Here is a 26465-nt window from a genome sequence, read left to right on the forward strand (position 1 = left end):
ACGCGGCGCCGCTGGATCCCTGTGACGAGCACAGGGATGAGGTAGAGAGGGTGCGGTCCTTCGGAATACTTCTCACAGGCCGTGCATCCCCGCCTCCCTCATTCCTGTGCTTGTCACAGGAATCCAGCCAGACCAAGTCCTTGGGCTGAAAAGACTCTCCCGCGCCGCAGACGCGGCGCTGCTGGATCCCTGTGACGAGCACAGGGATGAGGTAGAGAGGGTACGGTCCTTCGGAATACTTCTCACAGGCCTTGCTTCCCTGCCTCCCTCATTCCTGTGCTCGTCACAGGAATCCAGCCAGGCCAAGTCCTTGCGGCGACTGCTTTCAACCACATGAAATGTGGCAAGACGCCCTGTGAATCAATTAAAACGCGGATAAAGATTTCCTAAAAAGCGATATTCCACAAGCAAAAACAATGGGTTGAAAAAGTATAAGAAAATTAACGATTGTGGCGCACCCTGAAGCTGCAGGGACAATTGGAAACAAATACAGAATACTCGGAGATGCTGCATGTCCGTTTTCAACCGCCTGCTCGCCAGTCGGAAGGGTGCTGCCGCCATTGAATTCGCGATCATTGCGCCGCTTTTCTTCATGTGCGTGCTGACGCTGATAGCCTACGGGATCTATCTGAGCGCCGCACATTCCATCCAGCAGGTCGCCGCGGATGCGGCGCGGACTGCGATTGCGGGCCTTTCGCAGGAAGAACGGGAGCGCCTTGCCACCGATTACATCCGGCGCACGACGATGAACCAGACCTTCATCGACTCCTCCCGCATGAACGTCACCGTCCGCGATGACGCCAACAATACCAACCAGTTCACCGTCACCATTTCCTACGACGCAAGCGATCTTCCGATCTGGAAGCTTTTCACCTTTGCCCTGCCGGGCGAGCAGATCGAGCGTTACGCGACGATACGCGTGGGAGGTATCTGAGATGCATGGAGCGACAACCGCCTTCCGCCGATGCCTGAAGTCCCGCACCGGCAATATTGGGGTCTCGGCGGCGCTCGTCATGCCGCTGGTGGTCGCGTCGATGGGGCTCGGCATCGATTACGGCTATCTTACCCTTCAGCGGCGCGAGCTGCAGTCTGTCGCGGACCTCGCCTCCATTGCGGCGGCCGCCGATGTAAGCTCCGCCGAAGAGGCCGTCCTCGCCCACTTCCGGAGCAACGATCTCGGCTTCGCCGTCTCGACTCCCTCGGGGCTGATGACGGTTGACGGCAAGCTGCTGCCGAACGACGTCGAAACCGCCGCCAAGGGGGTGGCGACGATCGTGCGCGGGCGCTACGTCCCCGACCCGGCGATCGATGCCGGCCAAAGGTTCATCAGGGGGGCCCTGCCCGCCGACGCCGTCCAGGTTACGCTCGAGAAGAAGGGCGACATCTATCTCGCGGCGCTGTTCAGCGAGCCGCCGGATTTGAGCGTCATCGGTACCGCGGCGAGTTCAAAGATCGCTGCCTTCTCCGTCGGCTCCCGCCTTGCCAGCCTCAACGGCGGTCTCTTGAACGCGATCCTCGGCCAGATGCTCGGCACCAATATTGCGCTGAAGGTCATGGATTACGAGGCATTGATCGACGCCGACATCGATATCCAGCCATTCCTCAAGATCATCGCCACCCGCCTCAGTCTCACGGCCGCTTCCTACGAAGACGTGCTGACGGCGGAGCTGACGATGCCGCAATTGCTCGGGTCGCTTCGGCTTGTGCAGGGCCTCTCCGGAACGGTGACTTCAGCGCTCAAGGCCGTCGAACTCGCGACAGTCGGAAACAAGCAGACACTCACTCTGGCGCAGATCCTCAACATCGACCCGAAGAAGAGCCTCGGCGTCGATGCGGGCTCGGACTGGGCGATGAAAGTCAGTGCATTGCAGATCGTCTCCGCCGCTGCGGTGATCGCCAACGGCGAGCATCAGATCGCACGCGACGCCGTTGCAGGCTTGCCGGGCATCGCCTCGGTAAAGGTCAGGCTCGCGATCGGCGAACCGCCCGTGGAAACGCCGAGCCATCGCCTGGGTTCACCCGGCGCGGCCGTAAGAACGGCACAAACGCGCCTCGCTGTCGAAGTCGTCATCGACGGTCTCGCGGCTCTCGCCGGGACCCGCATACGGCTGCCGATCTATGTCGAACTCGCCCATGCGGAAGCAAAGCTCTCGGATATCCGCTGCTACGGCGGAACGCCGGAGAATGCGGCGGTGATCATAGATGCGGTCCCGGGCGTGGCGGAGATCGCCCTCGGCGATGTCGATCCCACCGTCCTGTCGAGCTTTTCGTCCGATGCCCGGGTGACGCGGGCGCGGCTCCTCGACGGTCTCATCAAGATCGACGGCATCGCCCATGTCGAGTCCAAGAACCTGCAACCCTCTCGCCTGGCATTCAGCCCTGCCGAGGTTTCCTCGCGGACGATCAAGAGCGTCTCGACCAGGGATATCCTCTCATCGACGACCAAGACCCTGCTCGGCAATCTCGACGCGCAGATCAATGTGGGCGGTCTCCTCTCGATCGGAAGCCCGACTTTGTTGCAGCAGGCTCTGGCGCAAACACTCGGCGCCGTGACCGCACCCGTCGATCAATTGCTCTACAATCTCCTGCTCCTGGTCGGCGTGCGCGTCGGCGAGGCCGACGTGCGCGTCACCGGCGTCAAATGCCAACGGCCCGTTCTTGTTCAGTAAAGCGCTCGCACACGTGCAGATTTCAATTTCGTGTGAAACAAAACGCAGGCCTTGCGCATTGAGCATAACGCGTGAATGGTAAATGTGGGGCGAAGGGACCATGCAGTGCCCCCAGCGCAGGAGTGGGGGCACGCGCAGCAGATGCAGCGGGTCGCGGAGAAGGGCAGCTCTGAGCAGCAGGTGCCAACCGGCTTGACGGTTGGCGACTTGGTGCGAAATCCTAATTTCCCGCAGATATTGCAGGCAGGCGCGCGAACGCTGATCGCCCTCAATGACCTCTTTCCGCGCGTGGCGCGCCTGGTGGCGTCACACCAGAAGTGGATGCTGACGCAAGCGGCCTATTCGCTCCATCTCGAACGGGACGTCAACAACCCGGAATCGGGCATCACCGCCGCACGGTTGCTCAAATTCATGCGCGATACCGGGGGCGCCAGCCGCAACACGGCCGCCGCTTTCCTCGCGGAACTGGTCGCTTACAAGATGCTTCAGCCGGCATCCGGCGGACGTACCAAGAGAGCGCGTCCCCTCGAGCCGACCGAGGTCAGCGAAACCGCGATGCGACTCTGGTTCAAAAGTCAGATGAGCACGATCGATCTCCTTGACGGCGGCACCAGGATCGAACGCGTCGAAGCGGACAAATCGATTTTCGAGCGCGCCCAGCCGCTCGCGGCACGGCGCCTCCTCTCCGACAGCAGATGGACGACGCCGCCGAAGGGTGTCGCCATCTTTGTCTGGTCCGAATCGGGCGGTGTGATCCTCGACGATCTCATGACGCGCGTCTCCGAATTCGCGCCAATGGACGGCAAGGTATGGGTCGAGGTCAGCCTGGCGAAACTGGCCGAGCACTACCTGATATCGAATACCCATGTCCGCCGGATATTCGCCAGAGCCGACGCAGCCGGGTTCCTTGGAAAATCCGAGGATGGACGACGCGGACGGTTCTGGCTGAGCGCACGGCTGATCGAGGAATATGTCTCCTGGCAGGCGGTCAAGATCGAGGCGTTGGCCAGTGCCTATGATCAAGCCTCCGATTGGGCTGCTTGACTGCCGAGCATTCTCTGCCCGCTACGGCCGCGATCCTGCAAAGCGCGGCAGGTCGTCGCTGATATCGTAATAGTGCCCCTTGTCCGCGCAAAAGATGTGATAGCCGGGCTCGAGCGCCACCGACCCGTCGAATGTACCGGCGAGAATGGACGTGTAGTCCAGTCCATCCGCCTTCCAGAACAGGGCCGATCCGCAATGCCGGCAGAATCCACGTCGCGCCTCATCGCTGGAACGGTACCAGGTCACGTTCTCGACGCCTTCCACTTCCATTTCACGGTCGAGCACATTGGTGGCCGCGTAGTAGAGCCCGGTTTGCTTTCGGCATTGAGAGCAATGGCAGAAGATCAGTTCGCGAAGCTTTCCGCGCGTCTTGAAACGAACAGCGCCGCAAAGGCAACCGCCCTCATTTATCTCCATCGTCTGCCCCCCTTCGAACCTATGCACTTCAACACATAAAGGCCGGACAAGCTTTCAAGCTGGCCCGGCCAAAGTCAAATTCAGAGAATGCGCCGCAGGTTCAGAAATATTGAACTGATGGCTTTATCGATTGGATCAGCCGTTGACGACCATCTTCTTCTCGTCGCGACCGCCCTTCATCCGCTCGGCGAGCAGGAAGGCCAGCTCAAGCGCCTGGTCGGCATTGAGGCGCGGATCGCAATGGGTGTGGTAGCGATCGGCAAGGTCGTCGCCTGAAAGCGCACGCGCGCCGCCGGTGCACTCCGTGACGTCGTTGCCGGTCATCTCGATATGGATGCCGCCCGGGTGCGAACCTTCGGCGCGATGAATCTGGAAGAAGCTTTCGACTTCGGACAGAATCCGCTCGAACGGCCGGGTCTTGTAATTGTTGAGCGTGATCGTGTTGCCATGCATCGGATCGCAGGACCACACCACCTTCTTGCCCTCCCGTTCGACGGCTCGGATGAGGCGCGGCAGATGCTCGGCGACCTTGTCGTGCCCGAAGCGGCAGATCAGCGTGAGACGTCCCGCCTCGTTGGCGGGATTGAGGATGTCGATCAGTTCGAGAAGGCCGTCCGCCGTCAGCGACGGGCCGCACTTCAGGCCAAGCGGATTCTTGATGCCGCGGCAATATTCGATATGCGCGTGATCGGGCTGGCGCGTACGGTCGCCGATCCAGATCATGTGGCCGGACGTCGCGTACCAGTCGCCCGAGGTCGAATCGACGCGCGTGAGCGCCTGCTCGTAACCGAGCAGCAGAGCTTCGTGGCTGGTGAAGAAATCCGTTTCACGCAGGCTCGGATGGTTTTCAGCGGTGATGCCGATCGCCTTCATGAAATCCATCGTCTCGGATATGCGGTCGGCGAGCTTGCGGTAGCGCTCTGCCTGAGGGCTGTCCTTGACGAAACCGAGCATCCACTGATGGACGTTCTCGAGATTGGCGTAACCGCCCATGGCAAAGGCGCGCAGCAGGTTGAGCGTGGCCGCGGACTGGCGATAGGCCATGACCTGACGTTCCGGATTGGGCACGCGTGCCTCCTCCGTGAACTCTATGCCGTTGATGATGTCGCCGCGGTAGCTCGGCAGCGTCACATCGCCCTGCTTCTCGACGCCCGACGAGCGCGGCTTGGCGAACTGGCCGGCAATGCGGCCCACCTTGACGACCGGCTGCTGCGCACCGAAGGTCAGGACGACGGCCATCTGCAGGAAGGCGCGGAAGAAATCTCGGATCGTATCGGCGCCATGCTCGGCGAAGCTCTCGGCGCAGTCGCCCCCTTGCAACAGGAAGCCGCGCCCCTCGGCAACGTTGGCAAGCGCGCTCTTGAGACGGCGCGCCTCTCCGGCGAAGACAAGTGGCGGATACTTGGCAAGACGCGCTTCCACGCTATCGAGCACTGCGAGGTCCGGATAGTCCGGCACCTGCTGAATGGGTTTTTGCCGCCAGCTGTTCGGAGTCCAAGTCTGTGCCATTTCCATCACCTGTTGTCTGACGCGGATCGACCCGCGTCGCGCCCTGCGGCCGTCACGCCGCCCGGCATCCGGATTTGCATGCGCCCGCGTCGGCAGCCCTGCCGATACCTGCGATCTGCCACAACGCCCGGGCGGACTACTTTCGCGGATGCGGGCTTATAAACGTTAACAGGGGGCTTGGAAAGCCATCCTACCAGAAAACGTGGACCGCCACGACGCCGACGGGAGAGGCTCAGCCGACCCTCTCTCCGTTCCTCACGCGGTAGCTCGGCTGATACATCGTGACGAGCTCCTCCGCCGCCGTCGGGTGAACCGCCATCGTCCGGTCGAAATCGTCCTTCGTGCAGCCGGCCTTCAGCGAAATCCCCAACAGCTGCGCCATCTCGCCGGCATCATGGCCGAGAATATGCGCCCCGACGACCTTGCGGTCAGCGGCATTGACGACGAGCTTCATGATCGTCTTTTCCTTACGGCCGGAGAGCGTCGCTTTCATCGGCCGGAACTCGGCGCGATAGACCTCGATCTCCTGGAATTTCCGGGCCGCTTCCTCTTCCGTGATCCCGACCGTGCCGATCTCGGGCTGCGAGAACACGGCGGTCGCGATCAGGTCGTGGTCCGGCGAAGTCGGATTGTTCTTGTATTCCGTCTCGATGAAGCACATGGCCTCGTGGATCGCCACGGGGGTTAGCTGCACGCGATCGGTCACATCGCCGAGCGCGTAGATCCCCGGCGTGCTGGTGCGCGAAAAAGCGTCGACGATGATTGCGCCGAGCTCATTGGTCCTGACGCCGGCGGCCTCAAGCCCGAGACCATTTGTGTTCGGCATGCGCCCGAGCGCCAGCATCACCTGGTCGGCGACGATCTCACCATGTTTCATCGTCGTCGCCACACGCCGTCCGTCCGCATCCGCCGACACCGACTGGATGATGTCCTCGCAGAGGATGCGGATTCCCTTTTCCTCCATGGCTGCGTGCAGGCCGCGCCGCATGTCCTGATCGAAGCGGGATAGAATTTCCTTTCCGCGATAGATCAGCGTCGTTTTCACGCCCAGCCCGTGGAAGATATTGGCGAATTCCACGGCGATGTAGCCGCCGCCGGCAATGAGGATCGATTCCGGCAGCGCCGGAAGATCGAAGGCTTCGTTGGAGGTGATGCACAGTTCGTGGCCCGGCAGCGCGTCATGCGGGCTCGGATGTCCGCCGACCGCGATAACGATGCGCTCCGCCGTGACGGTCTTGCCGCTGGCAAGCAGCTTCACCGTGTTCGGACCGGCGAGCTCGGCGCGCGTATCCAGGATCTCGGCGCCGGCATTCGCCAGGCCCTTACGGTAAAGACCCTCCAGCCGGGCGATTTCCTGTTCCTTCGCGGCAACGAGCTTGTCCCAATCGAAACGGCTCTCGCCGACGGTCCAGCCGAAGCCCGCCGCATCTTCGAAATGTTCCGCAAACTGCGAGGCATAAACATAGAGCTTCTTCGGTACACAGCCGCGAATGACGCACGTCCCGCCATACCGGAACTCCTCGGCGATCGCCACTTTCTTGCCGAGCGCCGCAGCCAGCCGCCCGCTTCTCACACCGCCCGAACCGCCGCCGATCACGAAGAGGTCATAGTCGAAAGCGCTCATGGGAACTCCTGCAGGAAATGAAATGTCGAATACGCCGTCGGCCGGAAGACGTCGGGCTGGAAAGCGCGAACGGAGTCGCCTTTCGCCCCTGATATAGTATTGCGACGCAAAAAAAGAAAAGCCCGGATCACTCCGGGCTCCTGTCTTGCGGCCGACCTCGTGCGGTCAGCTTCGGGTGGCCAGACCGCCGGTTCGCCCGAGGGCTTATTGGGCGGGCGCCGCAGCGCCTGCATTTGCCGCCGGCGCATTGCCTATCTTCTCATCGAGCGACTTCGTCGCTTCGCTGGTCAGGTCGCGCGAAACGCCTGCCGCCCAGATGTCGGCAGCCTTCAGCATCTCACGCGAGGCGATCGGGCCGTCGTTCAAAAGCTTCTTGCCCGCGGTCGAGTTGTAGAAGTCGGCGATGGCGTTCAGCTCTTCGACGGTAAAGGTCTTCGCGTAGATGGTCGCGGCTTCGCGCTCCAGATCCGAACGCCGCCCGGCGAGGCTGAGCGCCTTCTCGTCCACGGTCGCGGTGATCAGTTCCTGATGGTTCGGCGACGCCTGAATGAGCGTGTTCTTCAGGCGTTCGGCGAGGTTCGGCAGAATGTTGTCGAAGCTGTTGGTCACGCCGAGCGCCGCGATCGTCGCACGCGCAGCCTTGATCTGATCTTCCGTCACGTCCTGTGCCCGTACCGCCGGAACCGAAACCGAAACGAGGATCGCAGCAGTAGCGAAAGTGCGGGCAAGACCTGCGAATTTGTTCATATTTATCCATGCTCCTGTGTTGGCACGTGCCGCCCGGCCGATAGCCGCCGCCTGGCTGACCTGTGCAAAATCTGTCTCTCGATACGCCCCGCGCCACTCAGCCGAAGCTCAAGACGCCGTAAGCGTGCGCGCTCCCTCAGGACCGGCAATGATCGCCATCGACGCCACATCTATGAAAAGCCCGTGCTCAACGACCCCCGGGATGGCGTTCAGCTCCACCGCGAGCGCATCTGCATCAGGAATACGGCCAAAAGATGCATCGAGAATGAGGTGTCCGCCATCGGTCATGAAGACTCCATCGCCGGAGGATCGTACGACGATTTCCCCTGCCAGACCCAGCCGCGAAGCGGTCTTCTCGATCGCGAGCCTCGTGGCGACCTGGCCGAAAGGATTGATCTCGATCGGCAGCTTGAAAGCGCCCAGCACGTCCACGACCTTCGATTCGTCGGCAATGACGATCATCCGCGTCGAGGCGCTCGCAACGATCTTCTCGCGCAGCAACGCACCGCCGCCGCCCTTGATCAGGCGCAGCTTTCCGTCGACCTCGTCGGCCCCGTCGATCGTCAGGTCCAGTTCCGGCAGTTCGTCGAGCGACTTTAGCGGCACACCGAGCTCGAGGCAGAGGCGCGCAGTCCGCTCGGACGTCGGAACGCCGGAGATCTGAAAGCCGGATGCCACTTTCTCGGCCAGCAATCGGACGAATTCTTCAGCCGTCGAGCCTGTGCCTATTCCAAGCCGCATGCCGCTTTCGACATGTTCAAGTGCCGCTTCGGCGGCCTTGATCTTCATCTGGCGGGCGTCCATGCGCCACTCGCTCCCTCTCGATCCACGTCAGGCGGGGGCGTCGCCCTCGGCCGCCACCCTCCAATTCCGCTGAGACACTTACACGCCCGCCGCGGCAAACAAAAGTCAAAATGCACGGCCGGAACCGGATTCCGGCAGCGCTACGACCTAGGTCGCCATTGCATTCCGCGCCGACTTCGCCTACCCGGACGGACAAGGTTTTGCAGAACGAGGTTGCCGGTGTCCCTGCCCCTAGTCGTCTTCGATCTCGACGGTACGCTCGTCGACACAGCGCCCGATCTTGTCGCCAGCTTGAACCATGCGGTGACGCAAGCCGGTATCGAGCCGGTGACCTATGCGGATCTCACGCATCTGGTCGGCCACGGCGCACGGGCCATGATCGAGAGGACTTTCGCGCTTCGCGGCAGAACGATCGCCGAAGAAGAACTGACCTGGCAGATGAAAGAGTTCGTCGATTTTTATCACGGATCGATGCCGGGTGAATCCCTTCCCTATCCGGGGCTGATCGAAGCGCTCGATCGCCTGCAGGATGCGGGGCTGAAACTCGCAGTCTGCACCAACAAGCCGGAAATGCTGGCAAAGCGTCTTTTGGAAGGGTTGGGACTACTTGGCCGCTTTGCGGCGATCTCCGGTGGCGATACCTTCACCGTCCGCAAACCGCATGCCGACCACCTGCTGTCGACGGTCTCGAATGCCGGGGGGATGGCCGAACGGGCGGTCATGGTCGGCGACAGTCTCAACGACGTTCTCGTCGCCCGAAATGCCTCTGTTCCGTCGATCGTCGTGCCCTTCGGCTATTCGGACGTGCCGATCGAAAGCCTGCTGCCCGATCGTATCATCGGGCACTTCGACGAATTGACACCGGATCTGGTCGAGACTGTGCTCTCCCGCAAGCCGAAGTGAAAGGGGCCGCTCGTGTAACGCGGCCCACCTCCTCATCCTTCCAGACTCCGCGCCTTGCGCGTGGCCTCGAAAGCGCGATTCATATACATATCGCGTTCGTAGACGTCGTCGAAATACTCGACGGTTCCGTCCTTGTTCGGCCAGGCGGTAAAGTAGGAAACATAGACCGGGACCTTGGCGGATACCGGCAGCGCCTTGTTGCGGCCGCCCGATATTTCCATGCCGACCTCGTCGACACTTACGCCCAGAACCGCCGCCGCCATCCGCCGGGGATCGGCAAGACGCACGCAGCCATGGCTTAGCGCCCGCTGGTCGCGCTTGAAGAAGCTCTTCGACGGCGTGTCGTGCATATAGATCGCGTGCGCGTTGGGGAAGAGGATCTTGAGTTCGCCGAGCGCATTGTCGCTGCTCGGCGGCTGGCGCACGGCGATCGAGTTCGTCGATCCGTACCAGTTCACCGCGGTGGAAGGAACGACGCGGCCGCCGACTTCCACCTGATAACCCATGCGGTCCAGGTAACCCGGGTCGTTTCTAAGCTTCGGCAGCATTTCGTTGACGATGATCGACTGCGGCACGCCCCAATAGGGATTTACTTCGACCGTCTGGATTTCGTCCTGGAAGAAATATGTCTGGTTGGCCTTGGAACCGACGACCACGCGCATGGAGAACTGCTCCGTGCCCTGTTCCGTATAGGACGCGGTGAAGGCCGGCTGGTTGATGAAGACATAGCGGTCGCCAAGCCCATCCGGCAACCACCGCGCCTGCTCCATCGCGATTTCGACCTTGTCTATCTTCCCTTCGGTCGTATCGCCGCCGGTGAGGGCGCGTATCGACGCCTGCCCGACAATGCCATCCGCCTTCAGGCCATATTCCTTCTGGAAGGCCTCGACGAGCGGCACCAGCTCGGGCGTATAGTCCGGCGTCCCCTCATATGCCGCGAGCACGACCGCATGCTCCGTCTTCAACGCTTCCGAAGCTTTCAACTTGATTCCGGCGATAACATTCGCGAGTTCCGGATTGCTTTCGCCGGGCTTCAACAACGTCCCCGGTGCGATCTCCACCCGTGGCGCGGCTTCCACCTGCGTCCGAAGCCGTTCGAGTTCCTGCCTCAATGCGGTAAATTGTGCGCTTTTCGGATTCTGACTTTCGACAAGCGCCGCGACATCACTGCTTGTCTCGATCTTCTCCAGAAAGCCGAGAAGATCGACGTTTTTCCGCTTGAAGTCGTGATAGCCGGAGATCCTGTTCGGATCGATACGGCCGCGCACGGTATCCTGGACATAGGTGAGCACGGCCGCGGACATCGCGATTTCGAAACGCACCAGATCCTTCTCGCGGGCGATCATGTCGCCGCGGTCGAAATCTTCCGGAGGAACGATGACGGCGTAGTCGAGCGGGTCGAGACCGACCTTCGCAGCGTCGGACAAGACGCCAAGCGCCGCCTTGGCACGGCCGCTGACGCCCGTCCCCTCGATCCACAGGAAATCCGTCCGCGTGCCGTAGAAAGTCTCGACCGCTTTTGCGACCTCGGCGGGGGCGCGCACATCGACTTCCGGAAGAAACTGGCGCGCGTCGGCAAGCGGCGAGCGCAGCATGGGCGGCAGGGCCCCGTTGAGCACCGAGCCGGTGACGACGGGATCGACCAGACGATCCGTCGCGATCCGGCGCAGCGGCTCCGCCTTGTAGGTATAATAGCGCGGGCCGGTGATGCGCGGTGGCTTCGCCGCCTTCTGATCAAGCCGCTGCGGCGCGAACATGTCCACGCCGGGAAGCTGCCGCCGAGGCTGCACCTGCTCCTGCACGTCGCGCTTCTTGCCTCCGCGGATGAAGTCCATGAAGGTGATTGCAGACGCCGGCTGCACATCCATGGTTGCAACCACACAGCCACTCATGAGCGTGACAATCGCTGCCGACTTGATGATTCTCATAGATACAAACGTCCCCGTATTGCGTCGCCGCCGAATGCAGCCGCCGCCAGATTCTCGCCACGCCCTCGTGCTCCGAGAGTTATAGAAAAGGATGGTGAATGAAAAGGAAACGAAGCCTCCCGAATCCGCGGCCCGCGTCTCGCCGCGATCCGTTTTCAGCCATGCCCCTTCGCCTAAAAATCTGATTTGCATCTACTTTGCCCGGCCGGGCGCGGTGCCGATGTTCCCTGCGACACAAGGAAGACGCGCAACGGAAGATTGCGGATGTGACGGAAAGGACACATCGCTGCCGGCCGAAAACCCATGTCGGCGATGCCCGGTCGGAGCTTGCCGCTCGGCGGCAATTCAAACGATTGTAGGTGTTCCGAGCCCCCGCGGCCCCTTTACAAGGCAGCATGGCCAAGGCAGAGAAATGCCCGGCAGCGGGGAGTAAGATCGGCCTTGGACCCGGTTCCCCGCCTCGGCTTCATGAACCGCATGACGAAAGCAGGTATCACGATGACATCGACCCGCACGGAAACAGATACGTTCGGCCCCATCGAAGTGGCGAGCGACCGCTATTGGGGCGCCCAGGCGCAGCGATCGCTGGGCAATTTCAAAATCGGCTGGGAAAAGCAGCCTCTGGCAATCGTGCGCGCACTCGGCATCGTCAAACAGGCGGCTGCCCGCGCCAACATGGCGCTCGGCCGCCTCGACCCGGCGATCGGCGACGCCATCGTCAAGGCCGCACAGGAGGTGATCGACGGCAAGCTTGACGAACACTTCCCTCTCGTCGTGTGGCAGACGGGCTCCGGAACCCAGTCGAACATGAATGCGAACGAGGTCGTTTCCAACCGTGCGATCGAGCTGCTCGGCGGCGTCATGGGTTCGAAGAAGCCGGTTCACCCGAACGATCACGTCAATATGAGCCAGTCGTCGAACGACACCTATCCCACCGCCATGCACATCGCCTGTGCGGAGCGCGTGATCCACGATCTGCTGCCGGCGCTCAAGCACCTGCACAAGGCGCTCGAAGAGAAGGTGAAGGCTTTCGATCACATCATCAAGATCGGCCGCACCCACACGCAGGACGCAACGCCCCTGACGCTGGGGCAGGAGTTTTCCGGCTATGCGGCGCAGGTCGCCTCCTCGATCAAACGGATCGAGATGACGCTCCCCGGCCTTTGCGAGCTCGCCCAGGGGGGGACCGCGGTCGGCACCGGGCTCAATGCGCCGGTCGGATTTGCCGAGAAGGTCGCCGAGGAAATCGCTGCCATCACCGGCATCGGCTTCACTTCCGCGCCGAACAAGTTCGAAGCGCTGGCCGCCCACGACTCGATGGTCTTCAGCCACGGGGCAATCAACGCCACCGCCGCCGCGCTCTTCAAGATCGCCAACGACATCCGCTTCCTCGGCTCCGGCCCCCGCTCCGGCCTCGGCGAGCTTTCACTGCCGGAAAACGAGCCGGGCTCGTCCATCATGCCGGGCAAGGTCAACCCGACTCAGTGCGAGGCGCTCACCCAGGTCTGCGTCCAGGTCTTCGGCAATCATGCGGCGCTGACCTTTGCCGGCAGCCAGGGCCACTTCGAGCTCAACGTCTACAATCCGCTGATGGCGTACAACTTCCTGCAGTCGGTGCAACTGCTCGCCGATGCGGCTATCTCCTTCACCGACAATTGCGTCGTCGGGATCGAGGCGCGGGAGGACAACATCAAGGCGGCGCTCGACCGTTCGCTCATGCTGGTGACTGCGCTTGCGCCGAAGATCGGCTACGACAACGCGGCCAAGATCGCCAAGACCGCCCACAAGAACGGTACCACGCTTCGCGAGGAGGCCGTCGGCGGCGGTTACGTCACGGACGAGGAGTTCGACGCCGTCGTCCGCCCCGAAACCATGATCGGCCCGGCCTGATCGCACTTCATGCGGCCGCGGCTCGACATGGTGCCGCCGCGGCCGCCTACCACATCGTCTTCGCGGCGCGGCCGGGCCATTCCCGGTCGTAGCTTTCCTTGTCGAAATCGGCCTTGGCAGCTTTCAGCAACGCGCCGGGCGTCGGCAGCGAGGCCGCATCGGCGAAGCGCTCCGCATTCCAGAGCTGCGAACGGATCAGGGCCCGGGCGCATTGGAAATAGACCTCGCCGATCGTGACCACGATGACGCTGCGCGGATGCTTCCCATCGACCTCGAAGGAACCGGTCAAGGCAGGGTCGACGCTGACGACGGCGGTGCCGTTGATGCGGATGGTCGTATTCGATCCGGGCACGAGGAAGAGCAGCGCCACTCTCGGATCGCGCACGATATTGGCAAGCGAGTCCACCCGGTTGTTACCGCGCCAGTCGGGCATCAGCACGGTCTTGTCGTCCGCGATGCGGACGACGCATTGATCGTCGCCCCGCGGCGAACAGTCGAGTCCCTCAGGACCAACGGTGGCGAGCGCTGCGAAGGGCGAGGCTTCGATCATTTCCCTGTATTCGGCCGTCAGTGCACTGGTTACCTTGACGATCGATGCCTCGCTCGTTCCGCCATAGAGCGCCTGCAACTCCTCGACCGTTCCGATAATCGTCATCTCATCCCTCCTGCAACGGTGCTACGGCTGCCACGCCGAAAATCGCGATCTCTGCGCGCCGTTTCGAGGAATAGCATGACGGCCTGATGACGCCATCAGGCGATTTTTGACATGGGAGCCTCTTTCCTGCGCTCCCAGAGGAATTCCGTGATCCTCTCGATGACCGGAGCGGCGGAAACGATGCGGCGATGCCCGAGACCGTTCGCCCAGTGCAATTCTACATTTGGTCCGACAGCGCCGTAGCGGCGCGCGTGATCGGCAGGGACTTCCTTGTCGTCCTCGGCATGGATGACCAGAACCGGCTTGCGGAGTGCCGCCAGGATGCGGGTGGCATCGAAACCTTCGATGCGACGCCCGGAGAGCCGCTCCACCATGCCCTCGAAAGCTGCCTGCGCCTTCGGCGCGAGCCCCACCGTCCGGCCGAAGCCCCTGAAGAGCCATGTCATTTCGCTTGGCGCACCGATCAGGACCAGTTTCCCGGGAACGCGCGCCGGTACGTCGCAGAGCACTGCCCCGGCCGCGCAAGCAAGGCTCGCGCCGCCGAAGGAATGGCCTATACCGACATCGAATCCGTCGAAATGGCGCCACGCCGCATCGATCGCCCTCACCGCTTGCGGCATGGTCAGCGTCCGCCCGGGCGACGCTCCATGTCCCGGCAAGTCGAGCGCCACCACCTCAGCGCCCGAGGAGAGCAGCCCGTCGATCAACGTTGCCAGATAGTCGCTGCGAGATCCCCAGCCGTGCGCGACCAGTACCCGCGGCCCGCGGCCGCCCATCCGCCGTTCGAAATGCCGAGCGGCAGCCCAGCCGCCCGCAAAGGACAACGTGACCTTCCGCGATCGTTGCATGATCGGGACTGCCGCTTTGAGCAGCGCCGCCTCCTTGCCGTTTTTTGGCTTCCGGCTCGGGGTGCGGCAGAATATCCAGAATGCGGACTTGCCCGCCTTGTCGGCCGAAAACGCGGAAACGGCCTTAAGCGATAGACGGATGACCTTGATCGCAAAGGATGGCATAGTGGCGCTTTCTAATGTTCAACCATGAACATAATTGTACAACGATGAACAAAAAGCAAGCACAGATCGAAAGCCACCACTTTCCCTGGGATCATCCTCGTTTTCGAAGTTGGATCGCCGTTGCCCGCGCCTGTCAGCTGATGCAGCAGACATTGACGCGGCGGCTGACCCATCTCGATGTGAAGCCGCCGCACCTGGACATCCTGGTCAATCTCTACCGTTTCGACGGCATCACCCAGCAGGAGCTTGCACGCAAGCTGCTCGTCGGCCGCTCAAACATGAGCATGCTGCTGCCGCAGCTCGAAAAGCGCGGCCTCATCGAAAGGCGGGGCGACGCAAGAGACAAACGCGTGTTGCGTCTGTCGCTGACCTCAGCAGGAAGGACCTTGACCGAGGAGGCAATGGAAATTCAGACGGCGCTCATCGAGAGTTCGCACGGCGGGGAGCCGATCGAGGACTGCGTCAAGGTCGCCGAGTCGATGGAGCGGATCATCGCCACCTTGCTCAAGGACGATGAGTTGGCGGCGGGAGGCTGAACGAGGCTTCCCCGGTCGGCGGTTACCGGACGCAGCCAGACGTCAGCGCGGCTTTTCGGGCTTGTCGCGCGACATACCCTTGTCGGCGAGTTCCTGCTCATAGGCCTTGAACAACTCTTCGCCTTTCTCGCCGAGCTCTCGCAGATAGGTCCAGGTGTAGATGCCGGTGTCGTGCGAATCGTCGAAACCGATTCGCACCGCGTAATTTCCCGTCGGCTGGACCGAGATGATCTGGACGTTGCGCTTGCCCGGGACCGTCACCCGCTGGCCGGGGCCGTGTCCTTGCACCTCTGCCGAGGGCGAGAGGACCCGCAGGAGTTCCGCGGAAAGGTCGAAGGCCGCGCCGTCGTCGAAGGTAACGGACAGGCGGTGGCGATCCCTAGATATCCGCAGTTCGGTGGGCCAGAATACGCTCATCGTCATTGCTCCGTGTTCGGCCCCGTTCAAGTAAAGCAGAATTGAACGGTCGGAAATCGTCCGCAGACGGCTTTCCAGATATTTGAAACAGTTTGCGACAGGAAGCGCCTTGACGCGACCCTTTTTGACCACGACATTGAATGCGCAGGGAGAAAAGACTTGAACACGGCCGCTATAGACCAGACCGACGCCAGACCGCTCGACACCACGACTGCCCCGATGGTCGATCCATTCGGCCGCGCGGTCACCTATCTGCGCGTCTCGGTCACCGACCGCTGCGACTTCCGCTGCACCTATTGCATGGCGGAACACATGACCTTCCTGCCGAAGAAGGACCTGTTGACGCTGGAGGAACTCCAGCGCCTCTGTTCCGCCTTCATTGCCAAGGGCGTGCGCAAGCTGAGGCTCACCGGCGGGGAGCCGCTGGTGCGTAAGAACATCATGTTCCTCATTCGCGAACTCGGCAAGGAGATCGAAGCGGGACGGCTGGATGAACTGACACTCACCACCAACGGATCGCAGCTTTCGAAATTTGCCGCCGAACTCGTCGATTGCGGCGTGCGGCGGATCAATGTCTCGCTCGACACGCTCGACCCCGACAAGTTCCGCCAGATCACCCGCTGGGGCGAATTGGCAAGGGTGCTCGAAGGCATCGATGCGGCGTTGGCAGCCGGATTGAAGGTGAAGATCAATGCGGTCGCCCTCAAGGACTTCAACGACGCCGAGATACCAGAACTGATGCGCTGGGCGCATGGCCGCGGCATGGATCTGACGCTGATCGAGACCATGCCTATGGGCGAAGTGGACGAGGACAGGACCGACCATTACCTGCCGCTCTCGGAGATGCGCAGGCGGCTCGAGGCCGACTTCACGCTCAGCGACATCCCCTACCGCACCGGCGGCCCGGCGCGCTACGTCGAGGTCGCGGAGACCGGCGGCCGCCTCGGCCTGATCACGCCGCTCACGCACAATTTCTGCGAAAGCTGCAATCGCGTCCGGCTGACCTGCACCGGCACGCTCTATATGTGCCTCGGCCAGAACGACGCCGCCGATCTGCGCGCCGCATTGCGCGCCACCGACGACGACGCCTATCTCGCGCAGGTCATCGACGAGGCGATCGGCCGCAAGCCGAAGGGCCACGACTTCATCATCGACCGCGAGCACAACCGCCCCGCCGTCGCCCGCCACATGAGCGTCACCGGGGGGTGAGCCTGCCCCTCATCCGCCTGCCGGCACCTTCTCCCCGCAAGCGGGGCGAAGGAACAAGCGGCAATGCCTTGCTCGGCTCTATGTCACATCTCCTATCGCACCGGTTTTGCAGCGCTCAGATCTTTGATCTGCTGGATGTTTTTGTCCTTTAATCGGATAGGATTTAAGGAACATGCAGTAGGGATTCGCCACGCCGGGAAGGCTCGCGCCGTTCGGCCACAAGCTATCAGGAATGAGAATGCGCTCGTCAGCCAATTTCCGCGGCATCGTCTTCATGTGCCTCGCGATGATCGGGTTCGCCTGCAACGACGCGCTGGTAAAATCGGTCACCGGCGCCATGAATACAGGCCAGATCATGTTCATGCGCGGATTGCTGACGACGCTGATGGTGGTCGTAGTCGCATACCGCTTCGGCGCCTTCCGGCCGGTTCGGACGATCTTCAGGCCGGCCATACTGCTGCGCATCGCCATGGAGGCGCTTGCATCGGTGACCTATATCTCCGCGCTCGGCCAGATCCCGCTCGCCAACGCTTCGGCGATCATGCAGGCACTTCCGCTGGCGGTCACGCTCGGCGCCGCGCTGTTTCTCGGCGAGCCCGTCGGCTGGCGGCGGTGGGCGGCGATCGTCGTAGGCTTCGCCGGCGTCCTCATCGTATTGCGTCCTGGTCCCGAGGGCTTCACCGCGGCGGCCCTCACCGTCGTCGCTTGCGTCTTCTGCACCGCGACCCGCGACCTCTGCACCCGCCGCATCGGCACCGACGTGCCGTCGCTGTACATCACCGTGACGACCTCACTCGTGACGACGCTGGTCGGTGCGGCCCTCATCGTCCCGCTCGGTGGCTGGCAACCGATGTCTGCGACGTCTCTCAGCCACATCGCCGGCGCCAGCGTGCTTCTGATGCTCGGCTATCAGACGATCGTACTCGCGATGCGCGAGGGCGAGATCTCCGTCATTGCGCCATTCCGCTACATGAGCCTTCTCTGGTCGGTCACCCTCGGGGTCGTTTTCTTCGCAGAGACGCCGGACCGCTGGATGCTGGCGGGCGTCGCCATCATCATCGGTTCCGGCCTTTATACTTTCTATCGCGAGAGCAAGCGCGGCCGGCAGGCGGTCGCGCAGCGCGCACTCGGCGGCCCCCTGGAATAGTTCTCGATGACAGGCGCCCCCTCCCATGCCACATTCCCTCCGGCAGTCATCCTCGCCGGCGGACTTTCCTCGCGCATGGGGCGCCCGAAGGCAGGACTCGTGCTCGGGGGCAGGAGCATGCTTACGCGCGTGATCGAGCGCCTCCGGCCACAGGTCGCCGGCATCGCCATCAATCTGAATGCCGATCCGGATCCTGCTTCTGCGTTTGGTCTCGAGGTCGTGCCGGACACCATACCCGGATTCGTCGGCCCGCTGGCCGGCATTCTAGCCGCCATGCGCCATACTGTGCGCAAGTCACCGGGGGCTAGCCATGTGCTCACCGTGCCGGTCGATACGCCCCTCTTTCCCAAGAGCCTTGCCGCCCGGCTGAAGACCGCCATCACGTCCGGGGGTGAAATCGCCGTCGCTTTCTCGGCCGGTGAGATGCATCCGCTTTTCGCGCTCTGGCCCGTCGCGCTCGCCGATGATCTTGAGGCGTGGATTCATGCGGACGAAAAGCGGCGCGTCCGTGCCTTCATTGCGCGGCACGAATCGGCAGCGGTAGAGTTTCCCCTGATCCCGACGGCGGCCGGACCGCTGGACCCTTTCTTCAACATCAACACCCCCGAAGAGCTTCGGCAGGCTGAGGCCTGGTTGCCCTATCTGGAGGATCGCGAACCATGAACGACCCCTTGCGCCCACCGAAGATTTTCGGAATCGCCGGCTGGAAGAATTCCGGGAAGACCGGCCTGATGGTCCGTCTTGTCAGCGAAATGACCCGGCGCGGCTATATGGTCTCCACGATCAAGCACGCGCATCACGACTTCGACATCGACAAGGTCGGCGCCGACAGCTACCGCCACCGCGAGGCCGGCGCGCATGAGGTAACGATCGTTTCATCGACGCGCTTCGCAATCATGCATGAATTGCGTGGGGCGCCGGAGCCCACATTCGAAGAGATCTTGTCGCGTCTTGCCCCCTGCGACCTGGTACTGATCGAAGGCTACAAGCGCGAGCCTGTCCCGAAAATCGAGGCGCGCCGCGAGGAATCGGCCCATCGCGAACCGCTCGCTCCGAGCGATCCGCATATCATGGCCATCGCTGCCGATCACCCGGTCGCGGACACCGGGCTCCCCGTATTCGACCTGGACGACACGCAGGCGATCGCCGATTTCGTCGAGAAGGTCACGGGACTGCGTGACTGACGGTCGAGTGGACGGCAGCCATCCAAGACAAGCGCACACAGGCGGGCTGTAGAACGCACAAATAATCGGGGCCGGTTTCCCGGCCCCGATGTCAGTTCGCATGCTTCGTTGCCCCTACCGCTGCGCTACAGGGCGCACCAGCGGTGTCACGCGGCGAATGGTGACGCGGCGGTTCTCCTGTTCCGGCCCATCCGTGCGGATCTTGAGGAACCGCTCGCCATAGCCCTGGGTGACGAGGTTTTCGGCCGGGATGCCATAGACCTCGGTCAGGAGCACTGCGACGGACTCGGCACGCTCGTCGGAGAGGACCAGGTTGGACTGGTCGGCGCCAACGGCATCCGTGTGACCCTCGATGAAGAAGGTTTCACCCGGATCCTTCTCAAGGACCTTGTTCATTGCCTCCGCGACGTTGCGCATGGTCTTCGCCTGCGACATCGATACCTCGGCGCTTCCCGTCGCGAAGGTGATGGTGTCGAGATCGATACGGCGAACCTTGTCGCGCAGGCGGGCGGAGTGACGCACCTCATCGATGGTGTAGACGCGTTCGACCGGCTCGACCGGGGGTTCGGACAGGAACTCGTAGTAATCCCGGTCCGGATCCTCGGCGACGTCGACGATATATTCGTCCACCGGTATCGACAGGCGCATCGGCGGCAGATCGTAACCCACGTCGACGATAGTAGGCCGGTCTTCTTCATATTCCGGCGCGTACATCATGACATATTCCTCGCCGCCGCGATCGACGCGCGTGCGCGTCAGGATGTCTCCGTACTCGTTGTAGATGGTGACGATCCGATAGCCGCCGGGGCGGACGATCGTCTCGCGGACGCGGCCCCGCGGAAGAGTCTCGTAGAAACTCTCTTCCGAATTCCTGCGCAGACGCGGCCGGTCGTCACCGCGCACGAAGATGCGATCGCCGACGCCGAGGATGACACGATCGTCGACCTCTTCGACAACCCTCACCTCCGTCACATTGTTCTCGGTGGTGTTATTGACGGTCGTGTTGTTCACCGTGTTGTTTATGACGGTGTTGTTGATGATGTTGGTCGTCTGCGGCACTGTAAAGGTCGGAGCCTCTTCGACGCGCTCGCCCTCTTCGCTGAGCACAGCCTCGATCTTCTGCGGAATTTCTTCCCTGGCTTCGGCCGGGATCGCCGCCTGTGCCGACGCATCGTCGGTCGGTACTTCTACGCTCTCCTGCTTGGCACGCAGTTCCTCGCGCTGCTTGCGTCGGGTCTCGCGTGACTGGTTGCCGCCTGCGATGTCGGCGTCCTTGTCGCTGTCGAGGACGGCTGCGCCCCTCTCGACGGGAAGCACGACGGTATCATCCGAGGCTGCGGGATCCTCAGCGATCTTCTGCCTTTCTTCCGTCGAGCGCTCATCGACGACTTCGGGAGCCGGTTGGCCGGCGGGCTGCTCACCCTGCTGTTCTGCAGTTGCGGGTGGTTCCGCGCCAGGCACCGGCTGCTGCTCGCCCTCGCCCGTCTGTTCGGCCGGCGCCTCCGTAGCGGGCTGCTCAGCGGTCGTGCCGCCCTCAGGTTCGGCACCCGGCTGCTCGGCGGCTCTCTGTTCGTCCGTCTGCTGCTGCTCCTCGGCCTGTTGCTGGCGTCTCTTACGCGTAGGCTCCTGTTCCTCGGCCTGCTGCGGCGCGCCCTCCTCGGCTGCGGGCTGCTGCTCTTCGGCCTGCTGCTGACGCTTCTTGCGCGCGGGGGCCTCTTCTTCGGCCTGCTGCGGAGCGCTCTCTTCGGCCGCGGGCTGCTCTTCAGCCTGCTGCTGGCGCTTCTTGCGCCGGGGGGCCTCTTCTTCGGCCTGCTGCGGAGCACTCTCTTCGGCTGCCGGCTGCTCTTCAGCCTGCTGCTGGCGCTTCTTGCGCCGGGGGGCCTCTTCTTCGGCCTGCTGCGGAGCGCTCTCTTCGGCTGCCGGCTGCTCTTCAGCCTGCTGCTGGCGCTTCTTGCGCCGCGGAGCCTCTTCTTCGGCCTGCTGCGGAGCACTCTCTTCGGCTGCCGGCTGCTCTTCAGCCTGCTGCTGGCGCTTCTTGCGCCGCGGAGCCTCTTCTTCGGCCTGCTGCGGAGCACTCTCCTCGGCTGCCGGCTGCTCTTCAGCCTGCTGCTGGCGCTTCTTGCGCGGCGTTTGCTGCTCCTCGGCCTGCGGCTGTTGCTCTTCCGCCTGCCCCTGCGATTCCTCCTCGGCCTGGCGCTGCTTCCGCTTCAGCAACAGCTCCTCGGGCGACGGTTGGCCCTCTCCTTCCTGAGCGACTTCGAACGGAGCGGTCAGGCTGTCAGCGAAGGCCGGCTGGATCATCAGGGACGCCGAAAGAACGGGCAAGGCCACTGTTGCGAAAAGTCTGGATCGTATCGACATTGTTTCTTCCTCTTGTTCGGAGGTCCTGACGCTGGTGTGCAACCGCGACTCCAATCGCCTCGCCCACCATGACGCCCTCGTCACAGGGCCATGATCCGCGGTCCCGGCCTTTTTTGCCTCGGCCGAAATGCCGTAGCCGCAACGCTGCAGCCGCGGATCGGTTCCGCTGCAAGGCCTATAGAAGCCGACATTAACCGGTCCTGAACGGCCCGTTCATCTTCGCGCGCAACTTCTGCGACGATCGAAGGACATGATTCGCGTCGAACAGTGGGAAGCAAAGCTTTCCAGTTGATTTTTGCAGGAAAACCGTACGAATATCGCCGCAACCGGCGGCTTGAAGCCCCGGCGCCAATTGGCATCCGCGAAACAAGAAGAACCGGATGCCGAGCCAACAGAGAGGACATCATGCGTATTTCCAGACGGCTTGCAGCCACCGCATCGGCTGCCGTTTTCGTGCTTATGGCCGGCGTTGCCATGGCAGAGGGCGAGAAGGTCGTGATCGGTACCGAAGGCGCCTACCCGCCCTTCAACAATCTCGAGTCGGACGGCACGCTGACCGGCTTCGACATCGACATCGCGAAGGCGCTTTGCGAAGAGATGAAGGCCGAATGTACCTTCGTGACGCAGGATTGGGACGGCATCATCCCCGCGCTGATCGCCAAGAAGTTCGATGCTATCGTCGCGTCGATGTCGATTACCGAAGAGCGTAAGCAGCAGGTCGATTTCACCAACAAATACTACAACACGCCACCGGCAATCGTGGTGCCGAAGGATTCACCGATAACCGAGGCAACCGCAGCGGCCCTTTCCGGCAAGGCGCTGGGCGCGCAGGGCTCGACCACTCACTCCAACTACGCGGAAGCGCATATGAAGGAGTCGGAGGTGAAGCTCTATCCGACCGCGGATGAATACAAGCTCGACCTCGCAAACGGCCGCATCGACGCAGCCATCGACGACGTCGTCGTGCTCTCCGAATGGCTGAAGACCGAAGACGGCGCCTGCTGCAAGCTGCTCGGCACCCTGCCCATCGATCCCGTCATCAATGGCGAGGGCGCCGGCATCGCAATCCGTAAGGGCGACGATGCGCTGCGCGAAAAGCTCAACAAGGCGATAGAGGCCATCCGCGCGAACGGCAAGTACAAGCAAATCAACGAAAAGTACTTCCCCTTCGACGTCTACGGCAGCTAATCGCAGCGTTTCCTGCGAGTATCCGGCTTTAATGCCGGGAAAATCTCGGTTGATGAGAAAAATGCAACGGCGGACGGGCTTGCCCTTCCGCCGTTTTTGTTTGACAAGGAATCTCGAAAATAAGCGTCTACAGCGTCTCGCGTCCTATAGGTGCGCAAAGGCGGCTGTAACCCTTTAAGTTGCTGCATGGTTTATCGTTTGGTTATTTACGATTACAGCAAACATGCAGTAGACGCCAAAAACGGTACGGGGAATTATTGGCATGAGCGGACTGTTTGCCGCCCTTTCCGCCGGTCTCGCCTGGATCGGTGCGATCATCGATCCGCTATGCGGTCCCGCGGGGATCTTTCGCTGGTTCGGCTCGGGAACGCTACTTGCATGCGGAGACGCGGGTTGGGGCGATGAAATCGCCTATGGCTTCCTGGTCACCGCCAGTCTCGCGGTCGCAACGCTTCCGGTGGGCTTGGTCATCGGCTTCTTCGTCGCGCTCGCCAAGCAATCGGAAGAAAAGTCCCTGCGACTGGCGGGCAACATCTATACGACGATTTTTCGGGGCCTGCCGGAACTCCTCACGCTTTTCATCGTCTATTACGGCCTGCAGATCCTGGTTCAACAGTTCCTCGCGACGGTCGGCTATGAGGGAGCGGTCGAGATCAATGCCTTCGTAGCGGGAATGATCGCACTCGGAGTGGTCTTTTCGGCCTATTGCTCCGAGGTGCTGCTTTCGGCCTTCAAGGCCATTCCTCACGGGCAGTACGAAGCCGGTGACGCGCTCGGGCTGCACCGGGGCAAGACGATGCGCCTCATCATCCTGCCGCAGCTCATCCGAATCGCGCTGCCCGGCCTCGGCAATCTCTGGATGGCGCTGCTCAAGGATACCGCCCTTGTCTCGGTCATCGGCCTTCCGGACATTCTCCGGCAAACCGGGATCGCGGCGCGCGTCACCAAGCATGCCTTCGAGTTCTTCGGCATCGCCTGCGTTCTCTTCCTCGTCCTGGCGATGATTTCCTCCGTCGTATTCTCGGCGCTCGAGCGCTCGACCAAACGCGCGGAGGCGGGCCGATGAGCATTGCCGAGACCATGATCCCGCCGCAGGCGCCGCCGCCCTCCCCGCCGAAGCCCTACACCTTCTCGCGCTTTTTCGGCAGCATTGCGCTCGGCATCTGGCTGGCGCTCGGCGTCGGCATCTTCCTGACGGTCGTCAATGGCTGGGACCCGGAAAAATTCTCCCGCTACGGACCGAGTTTCCTCTCCGGCCTCGGAGTAACGCTGACACTCGTCATCTCGTCGATTCTCATGGGCGCCGTCCTTTCGCTGCCCGTGGCGCTCGGGCGCATGTCGAAGAACAGGTTCTGGGGCTGGCTCGCCTATGCCTATGTCTATTTCTTCCGCGGCACGCCGCTCATCACCCAGCTCTTCCTCATCTATTACGGGCTCGGCAGCTTCCGTCCGCAGCTCGAAACCGTTGGACTGTGGTGGTTCTTCCGCGATGCCTGGAACTGCGCGCTCTTCACCTTCACTCTGAACACCGCCGCCTATCAGGCGGAAATCCTGCGCGGCGCCATCGAAAGCGTGCCGCGCGGCCAGCGCGAGGGGGCGGCCGCGCTCGGCCTGCCGGAGCGCGTAGCCTTCCTCAAGGTCATTCTGCCCCAGGCGATGATCGTAGCGTTGCGCCCCTACGGCAACGAAATCATCCTGATGATCAAGGGCTCGGCAATCGTGGCGATCGTCACGGTCTTCGATCTCATGGGTGAGACGCGGCGCGCTTTCTCCCGGACCTTCGACTACCAGATGTATATCTGGGCGGCGATCCTCTATCTGCTGATGGTGGAATTGCTGCGCAACATCTGGGGCTGGCTGGAAGCCCGCCTGACCCGCCATCTGAAGCGCTAAACGCGTTTGGCCGCAGGCCGTATTCCTGTAGCTTGGCAGCACTCGCCGTCATATGCTGCCAAGCGGTTGTTTTTGTAAGAGATTTCTCGCTTTATTCACCTACATTAAGGCTTGATTAAGCAATCAAGCGCTCCATCATAGAGACCAACCTTTGTGAAAAGTGAGGTCCGCATGACGAACGACATGGAACTGCAGCTCAAGGGTTACGGGCTGACGACCGCTCAGATACTTTATCGGATGCCCGACCACCCGGCTTTCCTGCAGACATACATCTGGCAACACTACGACATCGCGCCGGACTTTCCGGAAATGCACAGCTTCCTCAAATTCTGGCAGGAGAAGCTGGACGGCCCGCTGCATTCGGTACGCTATGTGCACCGGAAGTTGATCTCGGCGTCCGAATGGCGGGCTCTCAAGGGAGAGTTTATCGTCCACTAGATCACGATGTTTTCAGGTCGGGTCGACCTAAAAACATGAACGTGATCGATTCAAGAAATTGGAGCGGGATGCGGGCGGAAAACCGCACACACTTCTCCTCATCCTGCTCCAGGTTCCGGTGCACGTCGTTGTCGGATGGGTCAGACGGATCGGGTGATGCCGCCGTCGATACGGATGTTCTGGCCGGTGATATAGCCTCCGCGGTCGCTTGCGAGCAGCGCGATCAACTCGGCCACCTCTTCCGATGCGCCGTAGCGTCCCATCGGAATCCGCCGACGGCGTTCCTCCGTTTCAGGCAGACTGTCGATAAAGCCGGGCAGAACATTGTTCATGCGGATATTGTCGGCGGCATACCGGTCGGCAAAGAGTTTGGTGAAAGCCGCAAGCCCGGAACGGAAGACCCCCGACGTTGGAAACAATGGGTCGGGTTCAAAGGCAGCGTAGGTGGAAATATTGACGATGCTGCCGGATTTCTGCTCCACCATGATCGGCGTCACCAGCCGGGTCGGCCGGACGACATTGAGGAAATAGACATCCATCCCCCGGTGCCATTCCTCGTCGGTGAGTTCGAGCACCGGAGCCCGCGGGCCATGGCCTGCCGAATTGATCAGCGCGTCCACGCGCCCCCAGGCGTCATAGGCCGTATCGACGAGCCGCTTCAGATCGTCGTTCGACTGATTCGATCCGGTGACGCCGATACCGCCGAGTTCCTTTGCGAGCGCCTCGCCCTTGCCGGACGAAGAAAGGATTGCAACCCTGTAGCCCTCTGCCGCCATCCGCCGTGCCGCCCCGGCCCCCATGCCGGAACCGCCGGCCGTGACGATCGCCACCTTCTGTTCGCTCATCTTGTGCTCCTTTTGGCATGACCGAGAGAAGCGCAGTTGAAGCA

General features: G+C 62.1%; 25 protein-coding genes. 14 read left to right on the forward strand and 11 right to left on the reverse strand.

From position 1 onward, the window contains the following. The first annotated feature begins 511 nt into the window (after window positions 1-511). From PZL22_RS10500 to PZL22_RS10510, 3 genes are all read left to right on the forward strand, one after another. The gene (locus tag PZL22_RS10500) at window positions 512-934 is read left to right on the forward strand and encodes a TadE/TadG family type IV pilus assembly protein (protein ID WP_003535062.1); all 423 of its coding nucleotides are present in this window, start codon (window positions 512-514) and stop codon (window positions 932-934) included. Between the two features lies 1 nt (window position 935). Continuing rightward, window positions 936-2669, forward strand: a complete 1734-nt coding sequence (locus PZL22_RS10505; protein ID WP_284718642.1) for a TadG family pilus assembly protein — start codon at window positions 936-938, stop codon at window positions 2667-2669. Window positions 2670-2774: 105 nt separating this feature from the next. Then, a complete protein-coding gene (locus PZL22_RS10510) occupies window positions 2775-3713 on the forward strand; it encodes a hypothetical protein (RefSeq protein WP_015007651.1) in 939 nt (312 codons plus the stop codon). Window positions 3714-3734: 21 nt separating this feature from the next. Here the strand turns inward: PZL22_RS10510 and PZL22_RS10515 are convergent, their stop codons facing one another. From PZL22_RS10515 to rpiA, 5 genes are all read right to left on the reverse strand, one after another. Further along, complete coding sequence (locus tag PZL22_RS10515; RefSeq protein ID WP_003535067.1) at window positions 3735-4130, reverse strand: GFA family protein; 396 nt, start codon at window positions 4128-4130, stop codon at window positions 3735-3737. Window positions 4131-4265: 135 nt separating this feature from the next. After that, entirely contained in the window at window positions 4266-5639 is a 1374-nt protein-coding gene (locus PZL22_RS10520; protein WP_003535070.1) for a class II 3-deoxy-7-phosphoheptulonate synthase, read from the reverse strand. 232 nt (window positions 5640-5871) lie between these two features. After that, on the reverse strand, window positions 5872-7263 hold the full coding sequence (gor, locus tag PZL22_RS10525; protein ID WP_003535072.1) for a glutathione-disulfide reductase: 1392 nt from the start codon (window positions 7261-7263) through the stop codon (window positions 5872-5874). Window positions 7264-7467: 204 nt separating this feature from the next. Further along, window positions 7468-8010 carry a DUF2059 domain-containing protein gene (locus PZL22_RS10530; protein WP_003535074.1) on the reverse strand — a complete coding sequence of 181 codons (543 nt, stop codon included), beginning with the start codon at window positions 8008-8010 and terminating at the stop codon, window positions 7468-7470. Window positions 8011-8118: 108 nt separating this feature from the next. After that, window positions 8119-8814 (reverse strand): ribose-5-phosphate isomerase RpiA, encoded by a 696-nt coding sequence (gene rpiA, locus PZL22_RS10535; protein WP_003535076.1) that lies wholly within the window; start codon window positions 8812-8814, stop codon window positions 8119-8121. A 219-nt stretch (window positions 8815-9033) separates the two neighbouring features. On the opposite strand from rpiA, the gene PZL22_RS10540 reads away from it, so the two are divergent. Beyond that, on the forward strand, window positions 9034-9717 hold the full coding sequence (locus PZL22_RS10540; RefSeq protein ID WP_010969520.1) for an HAD family hydrolase: 684 nt from the start codon (window positions 9034-9036) through the stop codon (window positions 9715-9717). 32 nt (window positions 9718-9749) lie between these two features. Here PZL22_RS10540 and PZL22_RS10545 read toward each other — a convergent pair whose 3' ends face one another. Next, the gene (locus PZL22_RS10545) at window positions 9750-11645 is read right to left on the reverse strand and encodes a L,D-transpeptidase family protein (protein ID WP_003535080.1); all 1896 of its coding nucleotides are present in this window, start codon (window positions 11643-11645) and stop codon (window positions 9750-9752) included. A 498-nt stretch (window positions 11646-12143) separates the two neighbouring features. On the opposite strand from PZL22_RS10545, the gene fumC reads away from it, so the two are divergent. Continuing rightward, window positions 12144-13535, forward strand: coding sequence for a class II fumarate hydratase (gene fumC, locus PZL22_RS10550; protein ID WP_003535082.1), 1392 nt, complete (start codon window positions 12144-12146; stop codon window positions 13533-13535). Window positions 13536-13581: 46 nt separating this feature from the next. Here fumC and PZL22_RS10555 read toward each other — a convergent pair whose 3' ends face one another. Together PZL22_RS10555 and PZL22_RS10560 are read right to left on the reverse strand one after the other, a co-directional pair. Continuing rightward, window positions 13582-14190 (reverse strand): pyridoxamine 5'-phosphate oxidase family protein, encoded by a 609-nt coding sequence (locus PZL22_RS10555; RefSeq protein ID WP_003535083.1) that lies wholly within the window; start codon window positions 14188-14190, stop codon window positions 13582-13584. Window positions 14191-14285: 95 nt separating this feature from the next. After that, a complete protein-coding gene (locus PZL22_RS10560) occupies window positions 14286-15203 on the reverse strand; it encodes an alpha/beta fold hydrolase (RefSeq protein WP_003535085.1) in 918 nt (305 codons plus the stop codon). Window positions 15204-15247: 44 nt separating this feature from the next. On the opposite strand from PZL22_RS10560, the gene PZL22_RS10565 reads away from it, so the two are divergent. Beyond that, window positions 15248-15739 carry a MarR family winged helix-turn-helix transcriptional regulator gene (locus PZL22_RS10565; protein WP_027994208.1) on the forward strand — a complete coding sequence of 164 codons (492 nt, stop codon included), beginning with the start codon at window positions 15248-15250 and terminating at the stop codon, window positions 15737-15739. A gap of 42 nt (window positions 15740-15781) precedes the next feature. Here PZL22_RS10565 and PZL22_RS10570 read toward each other — a convergent pair whose 3' ends face one another. Beyond that, window positions 15782-16156, reverse strand: coding sequence for a gamma-butyrobetaine hydroxylase family protein (locus PZL22_RS10570; RefSeq protein WP_013844515.1), 375 nt, complete (start codon window positions 16154-16156; stop codon window positions 15782-15784). 159 nt (window positions 16157-16315) lie between these two features. Between PZL22_RS10570 and moaA the strand changes: the two genes are divergently transcribed. From moaA to mobB, 4 genes are all read left to right on the forward strand, one after another. Beyond that, window positions 16316-17365, forward strand: coding sequence for a GTP 3',8-cyclase MoaA (gene moaA, locus PZL22_RS10575; protein WP_003535091.1), 1050 nt, complete (start codon window positions 16316-16318; stop codon window positions 17363-17365). Window positions 17366-17603: 238 nt separating this feature from the next. Continuing rightward, window positions 17604-18512 carry a DMT family transporter gene (locus PZL22_RS10580; RefSeq protein WP_003535093.1) on the forward strand — a complete coding sequence of 303 codons (909 nt, stop codon included), beginning with the start codon at window positions 17604-17606 and terminating at the stop codon, window positions 18510-18512. A 6-nt stretch (window positions 18513-18518) separates the two neighbouring features. Continuing rightward, window positions 18519-19175, forward strand: a complete 657-nt coding sequence (gene mobA / locus PZL22_RS10585; RefSeq protein ID WP_027989272.1) for a molybdenum cofactor guanylyltransferase MobA — start codon at window positions 18519-18521, stop codon at window positions 19173-19175. Further along, on the forward strand, window positions 19172-19696 hold the full coding sequence (mobB, locus tag PZL22_RS10590) for a molybdopterin-guanine dinucleotide biosynthesis protein B (RefSeq protein ID WP_003535097.1): 525 nt from the start codon (window positions 19172-19174) through the stop codon (window positions 19694-19696). The genes mobA and mobB overlap by 4 nt, the downstream gene beginning before the upstream one ends. A 114-nt stretch (window positions 19697-19810) precedes the next feature. Here mobB and PZL22_RS10595 read toward each other — a convergent pair whose 3' ends face one another. Beyond that, window positions 19811-22057, reverse strand: coding sequence for an OmpA family protein (locus PZL22_RS10595; RefSeq protein ID WP_015007657.1), 2247 nt, complete (start codon window positions 22055-22057; stop codon window positions 19811-19813). A gap of 405 nt (window positions 22058-22462) precedes the next feature. Between PZL22_RS10595 and PZL22_RS10600 the strand changes: the two genes are divergently transcribed. The 4 genes from PZL22_RS10600 to PZL22_RS10615 all read left to right on the forward strand — a co-directional run bounded on the left by PZL22_RS10600 (window position 22463) and on the right by PZL22_RS10615 (window position 25576). Continuing rightward, the gene (locus PZL22_RS10600; RefSeq protein WP_003535100.1) at window positions 22463-23245 is read left to right on the forward strand and encodes an ABC transporter substrate-binding protein; all 783 of its coding nucleotides are present in this window, start codon (window positions 22463-22465) and stop codon (window positions 23243-23245) included. A gap of 262 nt (window positions 23246-23507) precedes the next feature. Beyond that, window positions 23508-24311 (forward strand): ABC transporter permease, encoded by an 804-nt coding sequence (locus PZL22_RS10605; RefSeq protein ID WP_003535103.1) that lies wholly within the window; start codon window positions 23508-23510, stop codon window positions 24309-24311. Continuing rightward, on the forward strand, window positions 24308-25138 hold the full coding sequence (locus PZL22_RS10610) for an ABC transporter permease (protein ID WP_003535105.1): 831 nt from the start codon (window positions 24308-24310) through the stop codon (window positions 25136-25138). The genes PZL22_RS10605 and PZL22_RS10610 overlap by 4 nt, the downstream gene beginning before the upstream one ends. A 171-nt stretch (window positions 25139-25309) precedes the next feature. Then, window positions 25310-25576 (forward strand): usg protein, encoded by a 267-nt coding sequence (locus PZL22_RS10615; protein ID WP_003535108.1) that lies wholly within the window; start codon window positions 25310-25312, stop codon window positions 25574-25576. A 140-nt stretch (window positions 25577-25716) separates the two neighbouring features. Here the strand turns inward: PZL22_RS10615 and PZL22_RS10620 are convergent, their stop codons facing one another. Continuing rightward, entirely contained in the window at window positions 25717-26421 is a 705-nt protein-coding gene (locus PZL22_RS10620; protein WP_003535109.1) for an SDR family oxidoreductase, read from the reverse strand. Between the last annotated feature and the right edge of the window lie 44 nt (window positions 26422-26465).

Source organism: Ensifer meliloti (assembly GCF_030064585.1).
Taxonomy (GTDB): Bacteria; Pseudomonadota; Alphaproteobacteria; order Rhizobiales; family Rhizobiaceae; genus Sinorhizobium; species Sinorhizobium meliloti.